Genomic DNA, 18,778 nt, shown 5'->3' on the forward strand with positions numbered 1-18,778 from the left:
ATCGATCGATGACCATCACGCTCGAGAACGTCGGCATCGCCGTCCGCGACCTCGAGGCGACGATCGCCTTCTTCACCGACCTCGGCCTCACGGTCGTCGGCCGCGACACGGTCAGCGGTGAGTGGACCGACACCGCTGTCGGCCTCGACGGCAACCACGCGAAGATCGCGATGCTCCAGACGCCCGACGGCCACGGCCGGCTCGAGCTCTTCGAGTACCTCCACCCGGACGCCATCGAGACCGAGCCCACCCGTCCGAACGAGATCGGCATGCACCGCGTCGCCTTCTCGGTCGACGACCTCGACGAGGCCCTCGAGATCGCCGCCCGGCACGGCTGCTTCCCGCTCCGTGGCGTGGCGACGTACCAGGACGTCTACAGGCTCACCTACGTCCGCGGACCGAGCGGCATCCTGGTGATGCTCGCCCAGGCGCTGCGCTCCGACCCGACAGGGGTCAGTGCTCGCTGACCAGGGTCTTCGCGTACGCGCCGACCGTGACGCCCGCGCGTGCTGCTGCCGCCACCAGCCCACGTCGAGCGACGTAGCCGTCGATCCCGTCCCGCGCCATCAGGTAGCCGACCGCCAGCTCCACGGCCTTCGTCTCCGCCAGGCGTTCCGGACCGTCGCGGGCGTCGTCGAGGCTCCGCATCGGCAGGTCGTCGTTCAGCACCGCAGTCTGCGCCGGTGCACCGACCAGCGCGAGGATCACGTCGGCGTGCGCCGAGAACGCGTCCGGCTCGGTGGCGTAGGCGGTCAGCTGCCCCGTGACGTGCTCGTGGTCGTGCTCGTGGAACGCCACGGCCAGGCTCGAGGCGCACCGGGACTCGGCGTCACCGGCGCGCTCACGCTGCCAGCGCTCCTCGGACAGCACGTCCCCGCCGTCCGGCTCCTCGCCGTCCGGGCGCCGCAGCGGGACCGACCGGTCCAGGGCGACACTCGGGTCAGCGAGGGCCACCGTCAGACCGGCCGGCTGCACGCGTAGGCACACCGCGACGCACGACGGCACCAGCTGGACGATGAGGGCCGCCCGCAGCAGCAGCGAGTCGGCCAGGCCCGGGGCCTCGGTCCTGAGCTCGTCCAGCACACGCTGGCTCTCAGGGATGAAGCGCACGACGACCCCGCGAGGAGAGGGTGGGCGTGCGCGACGCACGGGTGTGCATGGAACCGTTCCTGGCGGACTGCGAACATCCGGCACGTAGCCGTTCATCGCAGACGGTCCGCTCAGGGGGGGAGCGACTCGGATTGGCCGACGACCCTCCCAGCATGCGCTCCCGTGTCAAACCGGGGCTGCCGGTCCCGCGCCTCCGGAGCGACGCAGCGGTGCGGGTCGCGATGGGATGCTGGCCGCATGCTCGAGGCGCTCACCGGCACAGGCCTGGCCACCGCGGCCGGTCTCAACGCCTATATCCCGCTGCTGGTCATCGGCGCGCTCGCGCGGTGGACGGATCTCATCAACCCGCCCGCGGGCTGGGAGTGGCTGGCGAACGGCTGGGTCCTGGCCGTGCTGGCGGTGCTGCTGGCGCTCGAGGTCGTCGCCGACAAGGTCCCCGGCGTCGACTCCGTCAACGACGTCGTGCAGACGGTCGTGCGGCCCGTCGCGGGTGGCATCGCGTTCGGCGCGGGCTCCAGCTCGCAGACCGCCGTCGTCACGGACCCCGCAGCCTTCGTCGAGTCCGGCCGATGGGTGCCGATCGTCGTCGGGATCGTCCTGGCACTCGTCGTGCACGGCGCCAAGGCCACCGTCCGTCCCGTCGTCAACGTCGCGACGCTCGGCGCAGGGGCACCCGTGGCGAGCACCGTCGAGGACGCGACGAGCGTCGGGCTGTCGTTCGCGGCGATCCTGGCGCCGCTGCTGGTCCTCGTCGCGCTGATCGGGCTCGTCGTCGTGTGGCTCCGCTTCCGCGCCCGGCGCCGTCGCGGCGAGACGGCCGCCGGCGAGGTGTCGGGTTCACCCCCGGTCGATCTCCCGTAGGCGCTGCGTCTCGGCTCAGCGGTCGCGACGGCTGTTGAGCCAGCTGACCATCGCGGGGTCGCGATGGTCGAAGGCCACGCTCTTGCCGGTCTCCAGGGTGGCGATGCGGTCCATCTGGTCGTCGGTGAGCTCGAAGTCGAAGACGTCGATGTTCTCGGCCATGCGCTCCTGCTTGGCGGACTTGGGGATGACGACGACGCCGCGCTGGACGAGCCAGCGCAAGGTCACCTGGGCCACGGACCTGCCGTGCACCTGGCCGATCTCGGTGAGTACCGGGTTGGTGAAGATGTCGTTCTTGCCCTCAGCGAGGGGGCCCCAGGACTCGATCTGGATGCCCCGCTCGGCCATGACCTGCTGGTCGGTGGTGCGCTGGTGGAAGGGGTGGGTCTCGATCTGGTTGACCGCCGGGACGACCTCGTTGTGGTCGACGAGGTCCACGAGCCGGTCGGGGTGGAAGTTGGAGACCCCGATCGCGCGCACGACTCCCTGCCGGTTCAGGTCCTGCATGGCGCGCCACGAGGAGTAGTAGTCACCGAGCGGCTGGTGGATCAGGTACAGATCGAGCCGGTCCAGGCCGAGCTTGCTCAATGACGACTCGAAGGCGCGCTCGGTCCCGTCCTCACCGCCGTCGTGGATCCACAGCTTGGTGGTGACGAACAGCTCGTCGCGGGGGATGCCGCTGGCGGCGATGGCGCGGCCGACGGCCTCCTCGTTGCCGTAGGCGGCGGCGGTGTCGATGTGCCGGTACCCGGTCGCGAGCGCGTCGGTGACGACGCGTTCGGTCTCCTCGGCCGGCACTCGGAAGACCCCGAAGCCGAGGATCGGCATCGTGACGCCGTTGTTCAGGGTGACCGTGGGGATCTCGATGGACATGGATGAAGCCCTTCGTCGTGTCGGTGCTCGCCCGTGTCGGGGCGGGTGTGGGTCGAGCCGCGACGTTCCGCACGCACGTCCACCTGACCACCACATCACCGGATCCGCGCGGCAGGAACGCACTGCCGAGACGTGTACTGCCAGGTCGTGGCTACCGGGCTCGGGCCGACCTACCGTCGAGGGCATGGACCAGCGAGACGAGGTACGGGACTTCCTGGCGTCGCGGCGGGCGCGGCTGAGTCCGGCGGACGTGGGTCTGCCGCCGGGCTCCGGGCGCCGGCGGGTGGCCGGGCTGCGCCGCGACGAGGTGGCGATCCTGGCCGGAGTGTCCTCGGAGTACTACGCACGCCTCGAGCGAGGCAACCTCGCCGGGGTCTCCGACTCCGTCCTGGACGCCCTGGCCGGCGCGCTGCGCCTCGACGAGGCCGAGCACCTCCACCTGCGCAACCTCGCCCAGGCCGCGAACCAGCCCGCCCGTCGGCGTCGCTCGCCCGCCAGGGCCGCTTCGGTTCGTCCGTCGCTGCTCCGGGTCCTGGACGGCATGTCCACGACCCCGGCCTACGTGCGCGACACCCGCATGGACATGGTCGCCTCCAACGCCCTCGCCCGGGAGCTGCACGCCCCGGTCTTCGAGTTCGCACGCCTGACCGGCACCCCGCCGAACACCGCGCGGTTCGCGTTCCTCGACCCCGGCGGGCGGGCGTTCTACCCGGACTGGGAGCAGGTCACCCGCGACTGCGTCGCCGCTCTGCACGCCGCGGCCGGGCAGAACCCCTACGACAAGCCGCTCGTCGGGCTGATCGGTGAGCTGTCCACGCGATCCGAGGCGTTCCGCGTCCTGTGGGGGACGCACGACGTGCGCCTGCACCGCACCGGGGTCAAGCGCCTGCGCCACCCCGACGTCGGCGTCCTCACCCTCGACTACGACGTCATGGAACTCACCCAGGACCCCGGCCTCGTCTTCATCGCCTACAGCGCCGCCCCCGCCACCCCCGCCGCCGACGCCCTGTCCCTGCTCGCGACCCTTGCCGCGACCCGCACCGAAGCACTGACCGAACCAGGCACATGACGAGCCCGACCATCGGCCGCCGGACGTTCTTGCGCGGCACCGTCGCCGCCGGGTTGCTCGCGCTGGCCGGCTGCAGCAGCGAGGCGTCGGACCCGACCACCCCACCCCAGGAGTTTCGCACCGTGACCACCCCACCTCCGAGCACGGCGCGACCCTGCTCGCGTACTTCTCCCGCCCCGGGGAGAACTATTGGTACGGCGACCGGCGCGACCTCGAGATCGGCAACACCCAGGTCCTGGCCACGATGATCGCCGAGCGCACCCGGTGCGACACCTACCGGATCGAGGCGGCAGACCCGTACCCCCACGACTACGACGAGACCGTCGCACGGAACGTCCGCGAGCAAGACCAGGACGCCCGCCCGGCGATCGCCGACCCGGTGCCCGACCTTGCCGCCTACGACACGGTGATCCTGGCCAATCCCATCTGGAACGTCCGGCCCCCGATGATCATGTCCACCTTCATCGAGGCTGCACCTCCGGGCACCCGACGCCTGCTGCCCGTCACCACCCACGCCATGAGCGGTCTGGGCCGCGCCCTCGAGGTCTACGGCGACCTCGCACCCCAAGCCGAGATCGGCGACGGGCTCGCCGTTCGCGGCGAAGAGGTAGCCGACGCCGGACCCGCTCTCGATCGATGGCTACGGGGAGCAGGCCTCATCGGCTGACCCCAGACGCCCCACCGTGGGCGTCGCAGACGCAGCAGGGGCGCCAACGACCAGGCCCGACGCCGAGCGTGCGGCGACTCCGCGGTGGCGACGTCAGGCGCGCGGCGCGTACGGGTTGCCGTAGACGGGAGGCGTCGACGGCCGATCGCCCTGCCCGGGCATGTGGGCGCGCTGCGGCTGGGCGGGCTCGGGCCGGTGCCGGCGGACCCGGCTCAGCACGAGGACGTTGGCCAGGTGGAACGCGCCGAGCAGGAGCGCCACCGCGCCGAGCTTGGCGGCCAGGGTCTCGATCGCTTCCTGGGACGAGGTCACCGGCTGGCTCACCCGGAGCATGAGGGACACGAAGCCGAGGTTCACGAGGTAGAAACCGACGACCAGGAGCCGGTTGGTCGCGGCCGCGACCTTCTCCTCGCCGTGGAAGACGTCGACGAGGAAGATCTCCCCGTTCCGAGCCAGGGTCCGCGCGACCCAGACGGTCAGCGCGACGCTGGCCACGATGTAGACGAGGTAGGTGATGACGGTGGGGTTCATCGGATCGCTCCTGGTCCAGGGCGTCAGCCGAGTGGTCGTCGGCCAGTTGAACGTGTTCAACAGTTCGATGCTAGCCGCTGTTTGAACATGTTCAACGTGATGCTGGTCACGACGTTGCCCACGGGCGCCGACTCAGAGGCCGCACAGGTCGGTGCGCCCCCCGGTCCCGTCGATCACTGGTCGAACCGCGTCCACTGCCCCTCGGAGACGACCTGGACACGGCCGTCGACCACGACGATGGCCGTCTGCTCGTCGATGGCGTAGGCCGGGACTCCGATGTCCGCGGCCCACCGCTGCGCGTGAGCCATCGTGTTGGTCGGGAAGGCGTCGAGGTGCGGGAAGATCGAGAAGTCGACGACGCCCAGCGTGCGGTCGTCGGGAGCGGACGGCCACTCGACGAAGGACGCGCCGATCCTGGGCGTCATCACCATGCTTCCGGCGCTCACCCCGACCCAGACCGTGTCCGCCAGCGACGGCAGCAGCTCGGCCAGCCCGGACTCGCGCACCCAGTGGCTCAGGTACGTCGCATCGCCGCCGTCGACCAGGAGCACGTCGGCCTCCCGCACCCAGGGGACCCACCGGTCCGCACCGATGGTGGGCAGGGCCGTGAGCTCCAGGACCCCGAGCGACGCCCAGCCCAGACCGGAGAGGTGTCGGGAGTCCGGATCGGCCGCCACGACGCGCCGAACCGACGTCGGTCCGCACATGGGGTGACCCCACTGCGCAGTCGGGACGATGAGCGCGGCGCACTCGGCGACCGGCTTGCCGAGAAGCTGCACGAGCGCGGCGTGGATGCTGGGGTTCGTGACGCCGCCGGACGTCAGCAGGAGCTTCACGGTGCCTCCGAGGTCACGCGCGGACGAAGGATGAGGACGGTCTGTCGATCACACGGTCCGGTCAGGCTCCGGCCGACTCGGAGAGAGCGATACGACGCCAGTCGCGCGGGGTCAGGCCGTAGGTCGCCTTGAACCGGCGCGTGAAGTGCCCGGGGTCGCGAAATCCCCAGCGGCGGGCGATCGACGAGATCGGGACCGTCAGGTCCGAGGCTCGAGCCAGGTCGCCGTGCGCGCCGACGAGGCGCCGGCTGATGATCCACTGCTCCAGGCTGAAGTCCGCTGCGGCGCAGACGCGGAACAGGTGCCGCTCCGACACGTTGAGCGCCCGCGCGACCGAGGCAGGGCTCAGGTCCCCGTCGCGCAGGTGCTGCTGGACGTGCGCCCGGACCTGGACGAGGAGCGTCGTCGCCGTCGTGCTCCGTTCGAACCGCACGTCGTGCGCGGCGGACGCGAGCAGGGCGCGCAGCAGCTCGACCGAGGCACTGGCCACGCCTCCGGCGGCCGGGTCGGAGGCGACCGCGTCCGTGTTGTGCGCCAGGCCCAGCAGGTGCCGCTGGAACAGGCCGTACAGCGGGCTCGTCCGCAGCTGGCGCGAGGCGGTGCGGACGACGTGGTCCGGCAGCCCGACCTGCTCGGCCGGTACGGAGATGCAGAAGGCCGAGCCCAGCCCGCGCCAGGCATAGTCGTACGGCTTCGTCAGGTCCACGCAGATCAGACCACCGATCCCCGCGCGGACGTCGGGGTCGGCGTCGTCGTAGTTGATCAGCGACTGACCGGCCTCCTGGACGGCGATGGCGACCCGGCCGTCCGGGTCCGCCCGCAGGTGGCGGTTCTCACGCGTCATCCGCATGCCGGAGGCCTCGTTGCGCCACACGTCCAGGCCGCCCAACCGCCACGCCTCGATACGCGTGAAGACACGCTCCGGGGCGTCGTCGTAGCGGACCTCGCACGGAGCGGTCGTGCCCTCCAACGCCGCCGAGATCGCCGGCAGCCGGTCCGCGGACGCGACGGTTCGGGTGTCCAGCAGCACCACCATGCCGCCCGCCCCTCTCGCTCGAGGCCGCGCGCGGGTCGCAGGGCCAAGGGCATCTTCGCGCCATCCGGGACGGAGCCGCACCCCTGGCTTGCCTGTGGCTGCCAACACCAGGTCCCACGCTGACCCGAGCCGGGCGGAGGCGCTCCTCCAGACCAGTGTGGACCCCGTCGGGACCGGGGCCAGATCCGGCCGGCACCAGCTCCGCCGGCTCCACCTCAGACCGCCCGGGAGCAGTCATGGACGAGCACCGCACACCCACGATCGTGCTCGTCCACGGCGCCTTCGCCGATACCGGCAGCTGGGCCCCCACCACCGAGCTCCTCATCGAGGCCGGCGCGGACGTCACCGCCATCGCCAACCCCTTGCGTGGCCTGCACCACGACGCCACCTACGTCGCCAGCGTCATCAACCAGATCCCCGGACCGGTGCTCGCCGTCGGCCACTCCTACGGCGGTGCGGTGATCACCAACGCCTGCACCTCCACGCCCAACGTCGTCGGTCTCACCTACGTCGCTGCCTTCGCTCCCGACGAGGGCGAGACCATCGTCGACCGCGTCCGCGGGTCGCGCGACAGCATGCTGATGACCGCGCTCGTGCCGAGCGACTACCCCACCGGAGCCGGCGACGCGACCGCCGCCGAGGTGGTGATCGACCCCGCACGCTTCCATGCCGTCTTCGCCGCCGACCTCCCGCCCTTCCGGTCCGACGTCTTCGCCCGCTCGCAGCGCCCGGTCGCGGTCGGGTCCTTCAGCGAGGAGACACGAGCACCTGCGTGGAGGCGTCTCCCCGTCTGGGCGGCGGTCGCCACCGCCGACACCGCCGCGGGCAGCGACCTCGTCCTGTCGATGGCCCACCGAGCCGGCGCGACCGTCACGGAGATCGACGGATCCCATGCCATCGCGATCTCCCAGCCGGAGGCCGTCACCGAGGTCATCCTCAGCGCCCGTCGAGCCGTGACCTGACCCGATCGCCGTCACCAACTCACCGAACACCCGAGAGAGGACCGAACCATGACCACCATCGTTCTCGTGCACGGCCTGTGGATGACCCCGCGCAGCTGGCGCGGCTGGAAGGAGCGCTACGAGGCGCTCGGGCACACCGTCCTGGTGCCGGGGTACCCCGGGTTCGAGATCGAGGTCGAGGCGCTCCGCGAGAACCCCGACATCATCGCGAACCTGACCGTGCCGGAGACCGTCGACCACCTCGCAGCCCAGATCCAGGCGCTCCCCGAGCCACCGATCGTCATCGGTCACTCCTTCGGCGGCACCCTGACCCAGCTCCTGCTCGCCCGAGGGCTCGGCGCGGCGGGCGTCGTGGTCGACTCCGCACCGACCGAAGGCGTCCACGTCACCCCGTTGTCCCAGGTCAGGTCGCTGTTCCCGGCGTTGAAGAACCCGGCGAACATCCACCGTGCCGTCGGGTTCACCCAGGAGGAGTTCCACTACGCCTTCGCCAACACGATCTCCCGCGAGGACTCCGACGCGGCCTGGGCGGAGTTCGCCATCCCGGCGCCGGGCAACTGGGTGTGGGCGTACGGCCTCATCGCGAACTTCAAGCCCGGCAAGCAGGAGACGTGGGTGGACTACGACGCCGACCGGGCGCCGCTCCTGTTCATCGGCGGCGAGAAGGACCACATCATGCCGCCGTCGGTGAACAGGTCGAACGCGAAGCACTACGCCAAGTCACCGGCCGTCACCGAGTACCACGAGTTCCCCGGCCGGTCGCACTGGATCTGCGCCGAGCCGGGCTGGGAAGAGGTCGCCGACCACGCCCTGGAGTGGGCGCTCGCCCACGCCCGTCCCGCCTCCGTGCCGTCGGCCTAGCCGGAACGGCACCGACCGTGGGCCCCCGACCAGGCGCATGACGCGGTCGGGGGCCCACGGTGCTCGTCGGGCCGACGAGCGGGAGGGTTCAGTCGGTCGGCTCGGCCGCCGACGGGTCCTCCACCGGGTCGCCCGGCGTCGACTCGTCACCGCCGTCCTCGTCGGACCCGGCACCGGCCTCCAGCACCTCCGGGGTGACCTCCTGCTCGAGGGTCGGGTACCCGTAGCCGCCTTCCTGCGTCCCGGCGTCCGGGTCCTGCGGTGTGTCGCTCATGGTCGCCCTTCCTGCCGTGCTCGGACCGTCGCTGAGTAGGTCGTCCCATCGTCGGCGTCCGCCCCGCACACCGCCATCGGAGGTCACCTGGACCGACGCACGGCGGTTCCCCGGTACCCCTAGGCTCGCGCCATGATCCGCCTGCGCGACGTCACGTACCTGGTCCGCGACCACGCCGAAGCACTCGAGTTCTTCGTGGACGCCCTGGGATTCGCGGTCCGTCAGGACGAGACGTTCGACGGCGGGTGGCGGCGCGTCGTCGTCGGCCCGCCCGGCGGTGGCACCGGGCTCGTGCTCGCACTGGCCGACGACGGAGCACCGGTCGGGCGGCAGGCCGGCACCGATGTCGCGTTCTTCCTGGAGACCGACGACTTCGCGGCTCAGCACGAGCGGATGCTCCGCCACGGCGTGCACTTCCGTGAGGAGCCCCGCCGGGAGCCGTACGGCACGGTCGCGATCTTCGAGGACCTCTACGGCGGTGCCTGGGACCTGATCGAGCCGCCGAGCGCCTGAGCGCCCTGGGGGTCGCCCTCGGTCGGGCTCGCCGTGCGGGCAGGTCAGGTGACTACGCCAGGCGGCGCGGGGGTGGACCGGTCGTGCCCCGGACGACGAGCTGCGTGGGCAGCGTGACGTAGGGCGAGCGTGCGCCACCGTCCTGGACCACCTGCTGCACGAGCCGACCCGCCTCCCGGCCCTGCTCGTCCACCGCCTGGTGCACGGTCGTGAGGTCCAGCACGTCCGCGAGCGCGTGGTCGTCGATGCCGACGACCGACATGGCGCGCGGTACCGGGACGGCGGCGCGGCGCAGCGTGCGGAGCGCTCCGAACGCCATCTCGTCCGAGAACGCGACGACCGCCGTGGGCGGGCGGGTCAGGCTCAGGAGGCGGCTCATGCCCTCGGCACCGCCGGTGCTTCCCCACCGCTGGTGCACCACGAGGTCTGCGTCCACCTCGAGGCCCGCGTCGTGGAGCGCCTCGGTGAAGCCGCGCAGGCGCTCGCTCGGCGCGGCGTACTCGAGGGTCCAGTGGCCGGTGGCGTTGATCATCGCGACCCGCTCGTGTCCCGCGGCGAGGAGGTGGGCGGTCGCCTGCCGCCCCGCGGCGACGTCGTCGATGCGGACGTGGGGGTGCTCACCGAGCGTCCCGCCCGCCATCACCACCGGCACGCCCATGAGGTCGAGCCGGCGATGCTCGTCGGCGCTGATCGGCAGGGCGATGAGGACGAGCGCGTCGACCTGGCGGCGAGCGGGGAGCTCGTCGAAGAAGCGTCGCCGCTCGCGTTCCTCCTGGACCTCGTACAGCAGCACGTCGAGGTCCGAGTCGTGCAGCGCGGTCACGATGCCGTCGAGCATGGAGGCGTAGAACCAGTGGGCGACGTCCGGCGTCACGACGGCGACGCGGCCGTTGGAGCCGCGGGCGAGTCGGGCCGCGTCCGGCGACACCGTGTACGAGAGGTCCTGCGCGAGGCTCCTGATCCGCGCCCGCGTCGCCTCGGACACCCCGGGCGCCCCGCTGAGTGCCCGCGACACGGTGGCGATGGAGACGCCCGCTCGCTCCGCGACGTCCGCCATGTTCAACGTCGCCTTCCGGCCCACGTCGTCACCGTACCGCCACGGGACCGTCGTGCCCGAGAGGGCGTCGCACGCACGCGTCCGCTGTCGAGGGAGCGCGTACGGCCGAGCTCCGGTGCGGGGTTGACACCTCTCAGAGCGCGGCGGATCCTCGACGTAAGCGTTTGCGCAGAAGACCCCACGGGTACGGGTGCCACACCCCGTCTCCCCGGAGCGCGAAGCCACGGGGCCGACGGATCACACACGAAGGGCCGTCATGCACTTCCCGTACCCGGTGCCGCGCGCCCGACCGCTGACCACCTCGGTCGGCTTCCCGTTCACGAACGAGAGCGCCGCGGTCGGACGCCCGTCGCCCGTCCGCGCTGATCCCGGCTCCGACTGAGCGGACGGAAGGGAGGACGTCTGGCGTGGCGGCGGGCCACGCCACGGCGCAGCGCCGCGCCCGAGGACCTCGCAGACCTCTGGTGGGTTGCTGACGCCGCCGAAGAGCTGACCTCAGCAAGGAGGCTGAAGATGCGAACGTCCCTCCGCGCCGGAACGGCTGCCGTTGCCGCAGTCGCACTGGCGCTCCTCGTCGGCGTGACGTCGAGTCCCGCCCCGGCCACTGCGGCCGACGGCCCCTGCATCGACAATCCCTTCGGGGATCGCGCGATCTACCTGCGGGGCGGGTTCAGCAGCTGGAACGCGTTGCCGGAGTACCAGATGGTCTACGACTGCAACCAGTTCGAGCTGCTCCTCGAGCTCAGCGGGACCAGCTCGTTCAAGGTCGCGGACGCCACCTGGTCCGCCGATGCCGACTTCGGCGGGGGCAGCGCCGGGAGCGAGCTCGTCGCCGGCGAACCGCTCCCCCTGGCCCTGCACGGCTCGAACCTGACCTTCGCCTTCGACGGCACGCAGCAGGTGGTGCTCGACGTGTCCACGTCGGCGCAGTCGCCCACGCTCACCATCACCCAGTGCCCCGCGCCGCCGCTGGGTGACGCGCTCCTCGCGCTGAGCGGCAGCCCGAACGGCGGCCGGCCCGCCCCGGCGGACTACTTCGTCTACAGCTGCGACGCCTACTACCTCAACGTCGACCTCGACGGGACGCAGACGTTCACGATCGCCGATCCGCTGGGTCCGCCCGCGGCGACCTTCGGGGCGCCGGACGCCGAGCACGACGTGGTGACGGCAGGCGAGCCGTTCCCCCTCGTCTCGGCCGAGGAGGTCGGACAGGTGACGCCCCTGGAGTTCGAGTTCGCCGGCGAGCACACCCTCCGCGTCGGCTTCGAGGGCGAGGACGCCGCGCCCGTGCTCACGATCGGCGACCGCACGTTCGTCAACCCGGGGATACCGCTCCCGGTGACGGACCCCGTCCTGCGCCGGGTCCGCTTCGACTCGCGCGACCCGTCCTTCAAGTCACCGTTCGGCGCCAACCCCACGGGTACGCCGATCGAGTTCGCCATCGAGGCGCCCGCCGGCCTGGACGCCGCCACTCTCGTCCTGGAGACCCGCGTGCTCGAGGGCAACCAGGAGGTCCTCGAGTACCGCGATCCTGTCCGGATCCCCTTGACTCGCCAGCCCGCCGCCGACGTCGAGCGGTGGACGGCGTCGTACACGTTCGAGAACGCCAGCGTGTACGGCTACTACGTCGAGCTGGTCAACGGCGAGCGGACCTACGTGTACGAGAACAACACGGACACCATCTACTGGACGCTCGAGCGCGGCTCCGGCGGGGTCGGACGGGTCGACTTCCTGCCCACGGACCGCTCGGAGATCCGCCGGTACCGGCACACCGCCTACAGCCCCGACTTCACGGTCCCGGACTGGGCGGCCGACGCCGTGTACTACTACGTGTTCCCGGAACGCTTCCGGAACGGCGACCCCGCCAACGACCCCCGACCCGACCAGGACACGTACCTCGACGGCCCCGTCGAGGTCCACGAGGACTGGCTCGACACGCCCTGGGTCCCCGGGGAGGGCGACGGGTCGACCACCGACGACGACCAGTACAACAACGACTTCTTCGGCGGCGACCTGACCGGGATCATCCAGAAGCTCGACTACCTGGACGACCTGGGCGTCAACACGCTCTACATCAACCCGATCTTCGAGGCGGGGAGCAACCACAAGTACGACACGGCCGACTACCTGCAGGTCGACGACTCGTTCGGCACGAACAGGGACGTCTCGCGGCTGACGCGGGAGGCCGAGAAGCGAGGCATGCGCGTCATCCTCGACACCTCGCTGAACCACACGGGCAGCGACTCGGTGTACTTCGACCGCTACGCCAACTTCGACGAGCTCGGGGCGTTCGAGGACGCCACCATCACGCCGTCGTCGCCGTACGCGGACTGGTACCGGTTCTTCCCGGAGGAGACCGAGCCGGATGGCCAGTACGCCGGATGGGCCGGTGTCTCGACCCTGCCGGAGCTGACGGAGTCCGACAGCTTCAAGGACTTCGCGTTCCGGGGTCCGGACTCGGTCATGCGGACGTGGCAGGAGCGCGGGGTCGACGGCTGGCGCATGGACGTCGCGCCGTGGGTCAGCGACCAGTTCTGGCGGGAGTGGCGGACCGCGGTCAAGGCCACGGATCCCGAGGCGCTGACCATCGCCGAGACGTGGTTCGACGCGTCGAAGTACTTCCTCGGCGACACCTTCGACTCGACGATGAACTACATCTTCCGCAACTCGATCCTCGACTACGCCGACGGTCGGGACGCCGGCGAGGTGTACGAGAACATCGAGCTCATGCGGGAGCAGTACCCGCCGCAGGCCTTCCAGGCCCTGATGAACCTGCTGTCCACGCACGACTCCGCCCGAGCCCTGTACCAGTTCGGCTACACGGGCACGTCGACACCGCCCGAGCAGGTCGCCGAGGCCAAGCAGCGGCTCCGGCTCGCCGTGCTGTTCCAGATGACGTTCCCCGGTGCCCCGACCGTGTTCTACGGGGACGAGGTGGGCGTCACCGGCGGCGAGGACCCGTTCAACCGGGCCACCTACCCGTGGGCCGACGAGGGCGGCACTCCGGACACCGCACTGCTCGACGACGTCAAGCAGCTCATCGCCCTGCGCAACGACCACGAGGTGCTGCGTCGAGGCTCGCTCGGCGCGCCGTCGCACGTCGACGAGCACCTCATCGTCCTCCAACGGGAGCACGACGGCGTCCGGGCCGTGACCGCGTACAACAACGACACCGAGGCGCACGACGTGGCCGTGACTGTCCCCGCAGGGGACCAGGCCTATACGGACGCCCTCACCGGGACGGTCGTCAGTCCGGTCGACGGGACGCTCTCCGTCACCGTGCCGGCGCTCGGCGGCGTGGTGCTCATCACCGGTGAGGAGGCGGCTCCGACCGTCGATGCGCTCCGGGCCGACCTGCGGGCCGCCCAGAAGTCGGGGGAGATCACGGGGCCGGTCTCCAGTCGCCTGACCCGCGACCTCGACGCGGCCGCGCGGCACTACGAGCGCGACCGCATCCCCGCGGCCGTCCGGCAGCTCGAGAGGTTCATCGACCACCTGGGCTCACCTGGCCGGAACAGCACGGTCGCTCCGGAGGCCGGTGCGCGACTTCGCGCGCAGGCGGAGGCGCTCATCGCAGCCTGGTCGGGGGCCTGAGCCAGCGCTGCACCGTCGAGCGCGAGACGGCGGCGTGCACCGTCCGGCAGGCGCCGGGCGGTGCACGCTGCTGCGCGGGTCACGGCACGACGCTGAGCCCGGCGGTGCGGCAAAAGTGCTCGTGCCGGGCTGTGCGCGGTTGCTAGCGTCCCTACCGGTGTCGCTGCCAGCCCCAGGACGGGCTGCTGAGCGGACAGGAGCCCTCGGAGTCGCGCCTGCCATCGCCCGACCTGAACCTGCGACTCCCCACCGACGGAGTCTCACCATGACCGTTCCCATCACCCCCGAGGCGCTCGACGCCGCCATCGAGGCGGAGTCGTTCACCGGCGTGCTCACCATCGACGTCGGTGACACGCGCACGCTCGAGCGCTGCGAGGGGTACGCGAACCGCGCCCTCGGGGTCCCCCACACCGCGAGCACCCGCATCGCGTGCGCGAGCGGCAACAAGGGCTTCACCGCCCTGGTGATCATGCGGCTCGTCGAGGCGGGCACGATCGGCCTCGGAGACCTCGTGCGTCCGATCCTGGGCGAGGACCTGCCCCTCGTCGACGACCGGGTCACCATCGAGCATCTGCTCACCCACACCTCCGGCATCGGTGACTACATCGACGAGGAGGGCGACGGGGAGATCGACGACCATATCTTCTCCGTACCGCTGCACGAGCTCGCCGAGACCGAGGCGTTCCTGCCCGCCCTCGACGGCTTCCCGCAGAAGTTCCCGCCCGGCGAGCGCTTCTCGTACTGCAACGGCGGGTACATGGTGCTCGCGCTCGTCGCCGAGCGCGTCAGCGGCCACACGTTCCATGACCTCGTCCAGACCGAGGTCTGCGACCGGGCCGGACTCACCGGCTCGGCGTTCCTCCGGTCCGACGACCTGCCTGGGGACGCCGCGCTCGGCTACCTGGCCGAGGAGGGCAACCGCACCAACGTCCTGCACCTCCCGGTCCGGGGCAACGGAGACGGCGGCATGTACCTCACCGCCGACGACCTGCACCGGTTCTGGAACGCCCTGCTGGACGGCCGGATCGTGTCGCCCGACACGGTCGCCGAGATGATCCGGCCCCGCGTCGACGTGCCGTCCGAGCACAAGCGGTACGGGATGGGTTTCTGGCTCGGCCGCCGGAGCTCGTCGCTGATCCTCGAGGGGTACGACGCCGGCGCGTCGTTCCGGTCCACGCACCTCCCGGAGACACGCACGACCGTGACCGTGCTCGGCAACAGCTCCGAGGGCGCGTGGCCGGTGATCTACGCCCTCGCGGACGCGATGGACGGGACCGTCCGAGGGAAGTTCCCGGACGAGAGCTGACGGGCCAGCACCGACTGGCGTGTGTTGACGGACCCTTCCGTAAGTCATAACTTACCGTTCGTGGAAACTTACCAACCCGCGAACGGCTGGGACGTGCTGGGCGACCCCCGCCGGAGGGCGATCGTGGCGTCCCTGGCCGAGCGTCCGCGATCGGTCGGGGAGCTGGCCGCAGAGCTGCCCATCAGCCGCCCGGCGGTGTCCCAGCACCTGAAGGTGCTCAAGGACTCCGGAGTGGTGGTGGATGAAGCCTCGGGGGCTCGCCGGGTCTACCGACTGGATCCGGTGGGCATGACCGCCTTGCGCGATCAGCTGGAGACCTTCTGGAACCGCGCGCTGAGCAGCTTCCAGGAGGTCGCGGAGCGACCGTCGGAGGAGACACCATGAGCCAGCACGCACCAGACGCCGTGATGACCGGGATCGTCGTCGACGCTCCGATCGAGCGAGCGTTCGCGATGTTCACCGAGCGTTTCGGGGACTTCAAGCCGCGGGAGCACAACATGCTCGGCGTGCCGATCGCAGAGACCGTGTTCGAGCCGCGCGTCGGTGGGCACATCTACGACCGCGGCGTCGACGGCAGCGAGTGTCGCTGGGCGCGCATCCTCGCCTTCGACCCGCCGGAGCGGGTGGTCTTCAGCTGGGACATCAGCCCGCAGTGGCAGCTGGAGACCGACCCCGGCGTCACCAGCGAGGTCGAGGTGCGCTTCGTCGCCGAGACCCCGCACCGCACCCGCCTCGAGCTCGAGCACCGTCACCTGGACCGCCACGGCGGCTCCTGGCAAGAGCTGCGCGACGGTGTGGCCGATGCCGACGGGTGGCCGCTGTACCTGGCTCGCTATGCCGACCTGATCGCCGAGGTCGGCTGAGATGGGTGCGGTCACCGTCACCACCGAGGTCGCGCGGTCCGCGCAGGAGGTCTTCACCTACGCCACCGACCCCACGACGTTCCACGAGTGGCAGGACGGCGTGCGAAGCGGGCACATGGACCGGCCCGGGGTCCCCGTGCCGGGCGCGGTGTGCACAACCACGCGCAGGATCGGGTTCACCGATCGCACCAGTCACTCCGTCGTCACCCACGTCGACCCGCCGGCGAGGTGGGGGACGCGGGGAGACGACGGGCCGATCAGGGCCGTCGTCGACGTCACCGTCGAAGCCCTCGGCCCCGAACGCTCTCGTCTCACGATCTCGGTGGACTTCACCGGTCACGGCATCGGCACCCTGCTGGTCCCGCTGGCGGTCCGGCCCGCAGCCCGCAAGGAGATGCCGGGCAACCTGGCCGCCCTGAAGAAGCGGCTCGAGTCGGCTCCGCGATGAGGTCTCGCCGCCACGGTCAGGGCGGGTCGTCCTGCCACGAGTCTCGCGAGGCCGGTCCGATCGCTGGGAGCGGAGCATCGTCGTCATGCGCATCGCAGGGAGCGCTCTCTCGTATGGGGGGGGATGCGGTCCCTAAGCGGGTGAGGGCCCGCCCGATTGCGCTTCGCATACCGCTCGACCATTGAGAGAGCGCTCCCTGGCGAGTACGGTCGCTGTGTCCATTTCATCCGAGCTCGGAGGAATCGTGAACAGCAGACACAAGCGGACGGCAGCGTCGCCGCCCGCAGCAGGGGGCGGCCCGACGTTGCGGGCACGCCATGCGGTGGCCGTCCTGACCCTCGCCGTCGCCGGCGCCCTCGCCGTGACCGTCGGACCGCTCAACGCAGCATCCGCGGCAGAGACCGTCACGGTGCAGGCGGAGTCGTACAGCGCCCAGTCGGGCGCCCAGACCGAGAACACAGGCGACACGGGCGGCGGCAGGAACGTCGGCTGGCTCGCGAACGGCGACTGGCTCCGGTACGACGACGTCAACCTCGGGCTGACGGGTTCCCACAAGGCCAGCCTGCGCCTGGCCTCCGCGAGCACCGCCGGTGGCACCGTGGAGCTGCGTGCGGACTCGCTCACCGGGCCTCTGCTGGGAACGTTCGCCGTCTCGTCCACAGGCTCATGGCAGACGTGGACGACGAGGACCGCGAGCTCGATGACGATGGCCACCGGCGCGCACACCGTCTACCTCGTCGTGCGCAGCCCTGCGGCCGGCGACGTCGTGAACCTCAACTGGTTCACGATCACTGCGGACGAGTCGCACACGATGCCCCCGATGCCGACGGCGGGCTGGGTCCCCGTCGACGCCGCCCAGCAGGCCGCTGACACCGCGGCGTTCTTCGCCCTCACGCCCAGGCCGATCACCAACAACCCGGTGCGGGTTCCGGAGTTTCACGCCCTGTGCCAGGTGAGCCACCACCTCGACGACGACCCGATCGTCGTCCCGAACCAGCCCGGCGCCTCGCACAACCACACGTTCATCGGGGCCACGACCACCAACGCGGCCTCGACGCTCGCCTCCCTCAAGGCCGGCGGCACGAACTGCAACCCGGTCGAGGACAAGTCGGCCTACTGGGTCCCGACGCTCTACTCGAACGGCAAGGCCGTCGACCCCGTCGGCGGGGTCATCGTCTACTACGGGTCGAGCGTCCAGGACCCGAGCAAGGTTCAGCCCTACCCGGAGGGCTTCCGGATGATCGTCGGCAACGCCAAGCAGCAGACCGACACCCCCGACAAGCAGGGGAACCGCTTCTGGTGCGCAGGCATCGGCGGAGCGACCGGCCGGACCGCGGACGGCGTCATGCCGATCTGCGCGCCCACCGCCCAGCTCACCTACCACCTGGTGTTCCCTCAGTGCTGGGACGGCAAGCACCTGGACAGCCCGGACCACAAGGCCCACGTCGCGGACCCGGTCTCGGGAGCCTGCCCGACGACCCACCCGGTCCCACTCCCGCACCTGTCGTTCGTCATGTCCTGGCCGCACGGCATGGACACGACGAACGTCACTCTCGCCTCGGGGTCGACCTTCTCGATGCACGGTGACTTCTTCAACGCCTGGGAGCCTGCCGCCCTGGCACAGCGGGTGCGGACCTGCATCAACCAGTCCGCGAAGTGCAACGCGGCCGGCGGTTTCTGACCCCTCGTGACCCTGGAGACCCGGTCCGGCCACTGACCGGGCCGGGTCCTCCGGCGCTCAGCTGGTCGGGACGTGGCGCGCCAGGCCTCTGGCGCAATCGGACATATCCACTTACTGTCCAGTCAGTAAGCCATCCGGGACGAGGCTGCGGACCTCGTCCTGACGAAGTGCACCGGACTCACAAGGTCGTGACCGTCCCGTGCGCGCAGGTCGACCCCTGCCCGCACAGCGCCTCC

21 protein-coding genes are annotated in these 18,778 nt (G+C 71.0%); 14 read left to right on the top strand and 7 right to left on the bottom strand.

The features are described from left to right. Positions 1 to 8: 8 nt before the first annotated feature. On the top strand, positions 9 to 467 hold the full coding sequence (locus CXY01_RS17850) for a VOC family protein (protein WP_146930179.1): 459 nt from the start codon (positions 9 to 11) through the stop codon (positions 465 to 467). On the opposite strand, the gene CXY01_RS17855 is transcribed toward CXY01_RS17850, so the two are convergent. Then, entirely contained in the window at positions 454 to 1,110 is a 657-nt protein-coding gene (locus tag CXY01_RS17855; protein ID WP_146930182.1) for a hypothetical protein, read from the bottom strand. The genes CXY01_RS17850 and CXY01_RS17855 overlap by 14 nt on opposite strands. Positions 1,111 to 1,347: 237 nt before the next feature. On the opposite strand from CXY01_RS17855, the gene CXY01_RS17860 reads away from it, so the two are divergent. Beyond that, positions 1,348 to 1,971, top strand: a complete 624-nt coding sequence (locus tag CXY01_RS17860) for a DUF4126 domain-containing protein (protein WP_146930185.1) — start codon at positions 1,348 to 1,350, stop codon at positions 1,969 to 1,971. A gap of 15 nt (positions 1,972 to 1,986) precedes the next feature. On the opposite strand, the gene CXY01_RS17865 is transcribed toward CXY01_RS17860, so the two are convergent. Continuing rightward, the gene (locus tag CXY01_RS17865) at positions 1,987 to 2,844 is read right to left on the bottom strand and encodes an aldo/keto reductase (RefSeq protein ID WP_186813455.1); all 858 of its coding nucleotides are present in this window, start codon (positions 2,842 to 2,844) and stop codon (positions 1,987 to 1,989) included. Positions 2,845 to 3,028: 184 nt separating this feature from the next. Between CXY01_RS17865 and CXY01_RS17870 the strand changes: the two genes are divergently transcribed. Both CXY01_RS17870 and CXY01_RS17875 read left to right on the top strand, forming a co-directional pair. Then, positions 3,029 to 3,913 carry a helix-turn-helix transcriptional regulator gene (locus CXY01_RS17870; RefSeq protein WP_146930188.1) on the top strand — a complete coding sequence of 295 codons (885 nt, stop codon included), beginning with the start codon at positions 3,029 to 3,031 and terminating at the stop codon, positions 3,911 to 3,913. Positions 3,914 to 4,157: 244 nt separating this feature from the next. Beyond that, a complete protein-coding gene (locus CXY01_RS17875; protein WP_146930191.1) occupies positions 4,158 to 4,580 on the top strand; it encodes a flavodoxin in 423 nt (140 codons plus the stop codon). 93 nt (positions 4,581 to 4,673) lie between these two features. On the opposite strand, the gene CXY01_RS17880 is transcribed toward CXY01_RS17875, so the two are convergent. The 3 genes from CXY01_RS17880 to CXY01_RS17890 all read right to left on the bottom strand — a co-directional run bounded on the left by CXY01_RS17880 (position 4,674) and on the right by CXY01_RS17890 (position 6,983). Further along, entirely contained in the window at positions 4,674 to 5,111 is a 438-nt protein-coding gene (locus tag CXY01_RS17880) for a hypothetical protein (RefSeq protein WP_146930194.1), read from the bottom strand. A gap of 173 nt (positions 5,112 to 5,284) precedes the next feature. Beyond that, positions 5,285 to 5,947, bottom strand: coding sequence for a Type 1 glutamine amidotransferase-like domain-containing protein (locus CXY01_RS17885; protein ID WP_146930197.1), 663 nt, complete (start codon positions 5,945 to 5,947; stop codon positions 5,285 to 5,287). A 61-nt stretch (positions 5,948 to 6,008) separates the two neighbouring features. Then, on the bottom strand, positions 6,009 to 6,983 hold the full coding sequence (locus tag CXY01_RS17890; protein ID WP_146930201.1) for a helix-turn-helix domain-containing protein: 975 nt from the start codon (positions 6,981 to 6,983) through the stop codon (positions 6,009 to 6,011). A 236-nt stretch (positions 6,984 to 7,219) separates the two neighbouring features. Between CXY01_RS17890 and CXY01_RS17895 the strand changes: the two genes are divergently transcribed. Together CXY01_RS17895 and CXY01_RS17900 are read left to right on the top strand one after the other, a co-directional pair. Further along, positions 7,220 to 7,945 (top strand): alpha/beta fold hydrolase, encoded by a 726-nt coding sequence (locus tag CXY01_RS17895; protein WP_146930204.1) that lies wholly within the window; start codon positions 7,220 to 7,222, stop codon positions 7,943 to 7,945. A 48-nt stretch (positions 7,946 to 7,993) separates the two neighbouring features. Beyond that, entirely contained in the window at positions 7,994 to 8,806 is an 813-nt protein-coding gene (locus CXY01_RS17900) for an alpha/beta hydrolase (RefSeq protein ID WP_146930207.1), read from the top strand. A gap of 88 nt (positions 8,807 to 8,894) precedes the next feature. Here the strand turns inward: CXY01_RS17900 and CXY01_RS17905 are convergent, their stop codons facing one another. After that, the gene (locus CXY01_RS17905; protein WP_146930210.1) at positions 8,895 to 9,080 is read right to left on the bottom strand and encodes a hypothetical protein; all 186 of its coding nucleotides are present in this window, start codon (positions 9,078 to 9,080) and stop codon (positions 8,895 to 8,897) included. A 132-nt stretch (positions 9,081 to 9,212) separates the two neighbouring features. Between CXY01_RS17905 and CXY01_RS17910 the strand changes: the two genes are divergently transcribed. Further along, positions 9,213 to 9,593: a VOC family protein gene (locus tag CXY01_RS17910; RefSeq protein WP_146930213.1), complete on the top strand. Its 381-nt coding sequence runs from the start codon at positions 9,213 to 9,215 to the stop codon at positions 9,591 to 9,593. A 52-nt stretch (positions 9,594 to 9,645) separates the two neighbouring features. Here CXY01_RS17910 and CXY01_RS17915 read toward each other — a convergent pair whose 3' ends face one another. After that, complete coding sequence (locus CXY01_RS17915) at positions 9,646 to 10,674, bottom strand: LacI family DNA-binding transcriptional regulator (protein ID WP_146930217.1); 1,029 nt, start codon at positions 10,672 to 10,674, stop codon at positions 9,646 to 9,648. Positions 10,675 to 10,906: 232 nt separating this feature from the next. Here CXY01_RS17915 and CXY01_RS21330 point away from each other — a divergent pair, with 232 nt between their 5' ends. From CXY01_RS21330 to CXY01_RS17945, 7 genes are all read left to right on the top strand, one after another. Next, positions 10,907 to 11,032: a hypothetical protein gene (locus CXY01_RS21330; RefSeq protein WP_281285332.1), complete on the top strand. Its 126-nt coding sequence runs from the start codon at positions 10,907 to 10,909 to the stop codon at positions 11,030 to 11,032. A gap of 131 nt (positions 11,033 to 11,163) precedes the next feature. Beyond that, entirely contained in the window at positions 11,164 to 14,244 is a 3,081-nt protein-coding gene (locus tag CXY01_RS17920) for a glycoside hydrolase family 13 protein (RefSeq protein ID WP_146930220.1), read from the top strand. A gap of 265 nt (positions 14,245 to 14,509) precedes the next feature. After that, the gene (locus CXY01_RS17925) at positions 14,510 to 15,550 is read left to right on the top strand and encodes a serine hydrolase domain-containing protein (RefSeq protein WP_146930223.1); all 1,041 of its coding nucleotides are present in this window, start codon (positions 14,510 to 14,512) and stop codon (positions 15,548 to 15,550) included. 93 nt (positions 15,551 to 15,643) lie between these two features. Beyond that, positions 15,644 to 15,934, top strand: a complete 291-nt coding sequence (locus CXY01_RS17930) for an ArsR/SmtB family transcription factor (protein ID WP_281285336.1) — start codon at positions 15,644 to 15,646, stop codon at positions 15,932 to 15,934. Next, on the top strand, positions 15,931 to 16,413 hold the full coding sequence (locus CXY01_RS17935; protein ID WP_146930227.1) for an SRPBCC family protein: 483 nt from the start codon (positions 15,931 to 15,933) through the stop codon (positions 16,411 to 16,413). The genes CXY01_RS17930 and CXY01_RS17935 overlap by 4 nt, the downstream gene beginning before the upstream one ends. A gap of 1 nt (position 16,414) precedes the next feature. Further along, positions 16,415 to 16,861: an SRPBCC family protein gene (locus tag CXY01_RS17940; protein ID WP_146930230.1), complete on the top strand. Its 447-nt coding sequence runs from the start codon at positions 16,415 to 16,417 to the stop codon at positions 16,859 to 16,861. A 244-nt stretch (positions 16,862 to 17,105) separates the two neighbouring features. Further along, positions 17,106 to 18,542, top strand: a complete 1,437-nt coding sequence (locus CXY01_RS17945; RefSeq protein ID WP_222594588.1) for a DUF1996 domain-containing protein — start codon at positions 17,106 to 17,108, stop codon at positions 18,540 to 18,542. Positions 18,543 to 18,778: the final 236 nt, after the last annotated feature.

The sequence above is a fragment of the Cellulomonas xylanilytica genome, assembly GCF_007989805.1.
GTDB lineage: Bacteria > Actinomycetota > Actinomycetes > Actinomycetales > Cellulomonadaceae > Cellulomonas > Cellulomonas xylanilytica.

Excerpts from the sequence above, each read along its gene's own strand:
- CXY01_RS17850 (WP_146930179.1), top strand. The coding sequence starts at position 9 with ATGACCATCACGCTCGAGAACGTCGGCATCGCCGTCCGCGACCTCGAG.
- CXY01_RS17865 (WP_186813455.1), bottom strand. The coding sequence starts at position 2,844 with ATGTCCATCGAGATCCCCACGGTCACCCTGAACAACGGCGTCACGATG.
- CXY01_RS17870 (WP_146930188.1), top strand. The coding sequence starts at position 3,029 with ATGGACCAGCGAGACGAGGTACGGGACTTCCTGGCGTCGCGGCGGGCG.
- CXY01_RS17925 (WP_146930223.1), top strand. The coding sequence starts at position 14,510 with ATGACCGTTCCCATCACCCCCGAGGCGCTCGACGCCGCCATCGAGGCG.
- CXY01_RS17920 (WP_146930220.1), top strand. The coding sequence starts at position 11,164 with ATGCGAACGTCCCTCCGCGCCGGAACGGCTGCCGTTGCCGCAGTCGCA.
- CXY01_RS17875 (WP_146930191.1), top strand. The coding sequence starts at position 4,158 with ATGATCGCCGAGCGCACCCGGTGCGACACCTACCGGATCGAGGCGGCA.
- CXY01_RS17905 (WP_146930210.1), bottom strand. The coding sequence starts at position 9,080 with ATGAGCGACACACCGCAGGACCCGGACGCCGGGACGCAGGAAGGCGGC.
- CXY01_RS17880 (WP_146930194.1), bottom strand. The coding sequence starts at position 5,111 with ATGAACCCCACCGTCATCACCTACCTCGTCTACATCGTGGCCAGCGTC.
- CXY01_RS17910 (WP_146930213.1), top strand. The coding sequence starts at position 9,213 with ATGATCCGCCTGCGCGACGTCACGTACCTGGTCCGCGACCACGCCGAA.
- CXY01_RS17940 (WP_146930230.1), top strand. The coding sequence starts at position 16,415 with ATGGGTGCGGTCACCGTCACCACCGAGGTCGCGCGGTCCGCGCAGGAG.
- CXY01_RS17890 (WP_146930201.1), bottom strand. The coding sequence starts at position 6,983 with ATGGTGGTGCTGCTGGACACCCGAACCGTCGCGTCCGCGGACCGGCTG.
- CXY01_RS17900 (WP_146930207.1), top strand. The coding sequence starts at position 7,994 with ATGACCACCATCGTTCTCGTGCACGGCCTGTGGATGACCCCGCGCAGC.
- CXY01_RS17895 (WP_146930204.1), top strand. The coding sequence starts at position 7,220 with ATGGACGAGCACCGCACACCCACGATCGTGCTCGTCCACGGCGCCTTC.
- CXY01_RS17860 (WP_146930185.1), top strand. The coding sequence starts at position 1,348 with ATGCTCGAGGCGCTCACCGGCACAGGCCTGGCCACCGCGGCCGGTCTC.
- CXY01_RS21330 (WP_281285332.1), top strand. The coding sequence starts at position 10,907 with ATGCACTTCCCGTACCCGGTGCCGCGCGCCCGACCGCTGACCACCTCG.
- CXY01_RS17935 (WP_146930227.1), top strand. The coding sequence starts at position 15,931 with ATGAGCCAGCACGCACCAGACGCCGTGATGACCGGGATCGTCGTCGAC.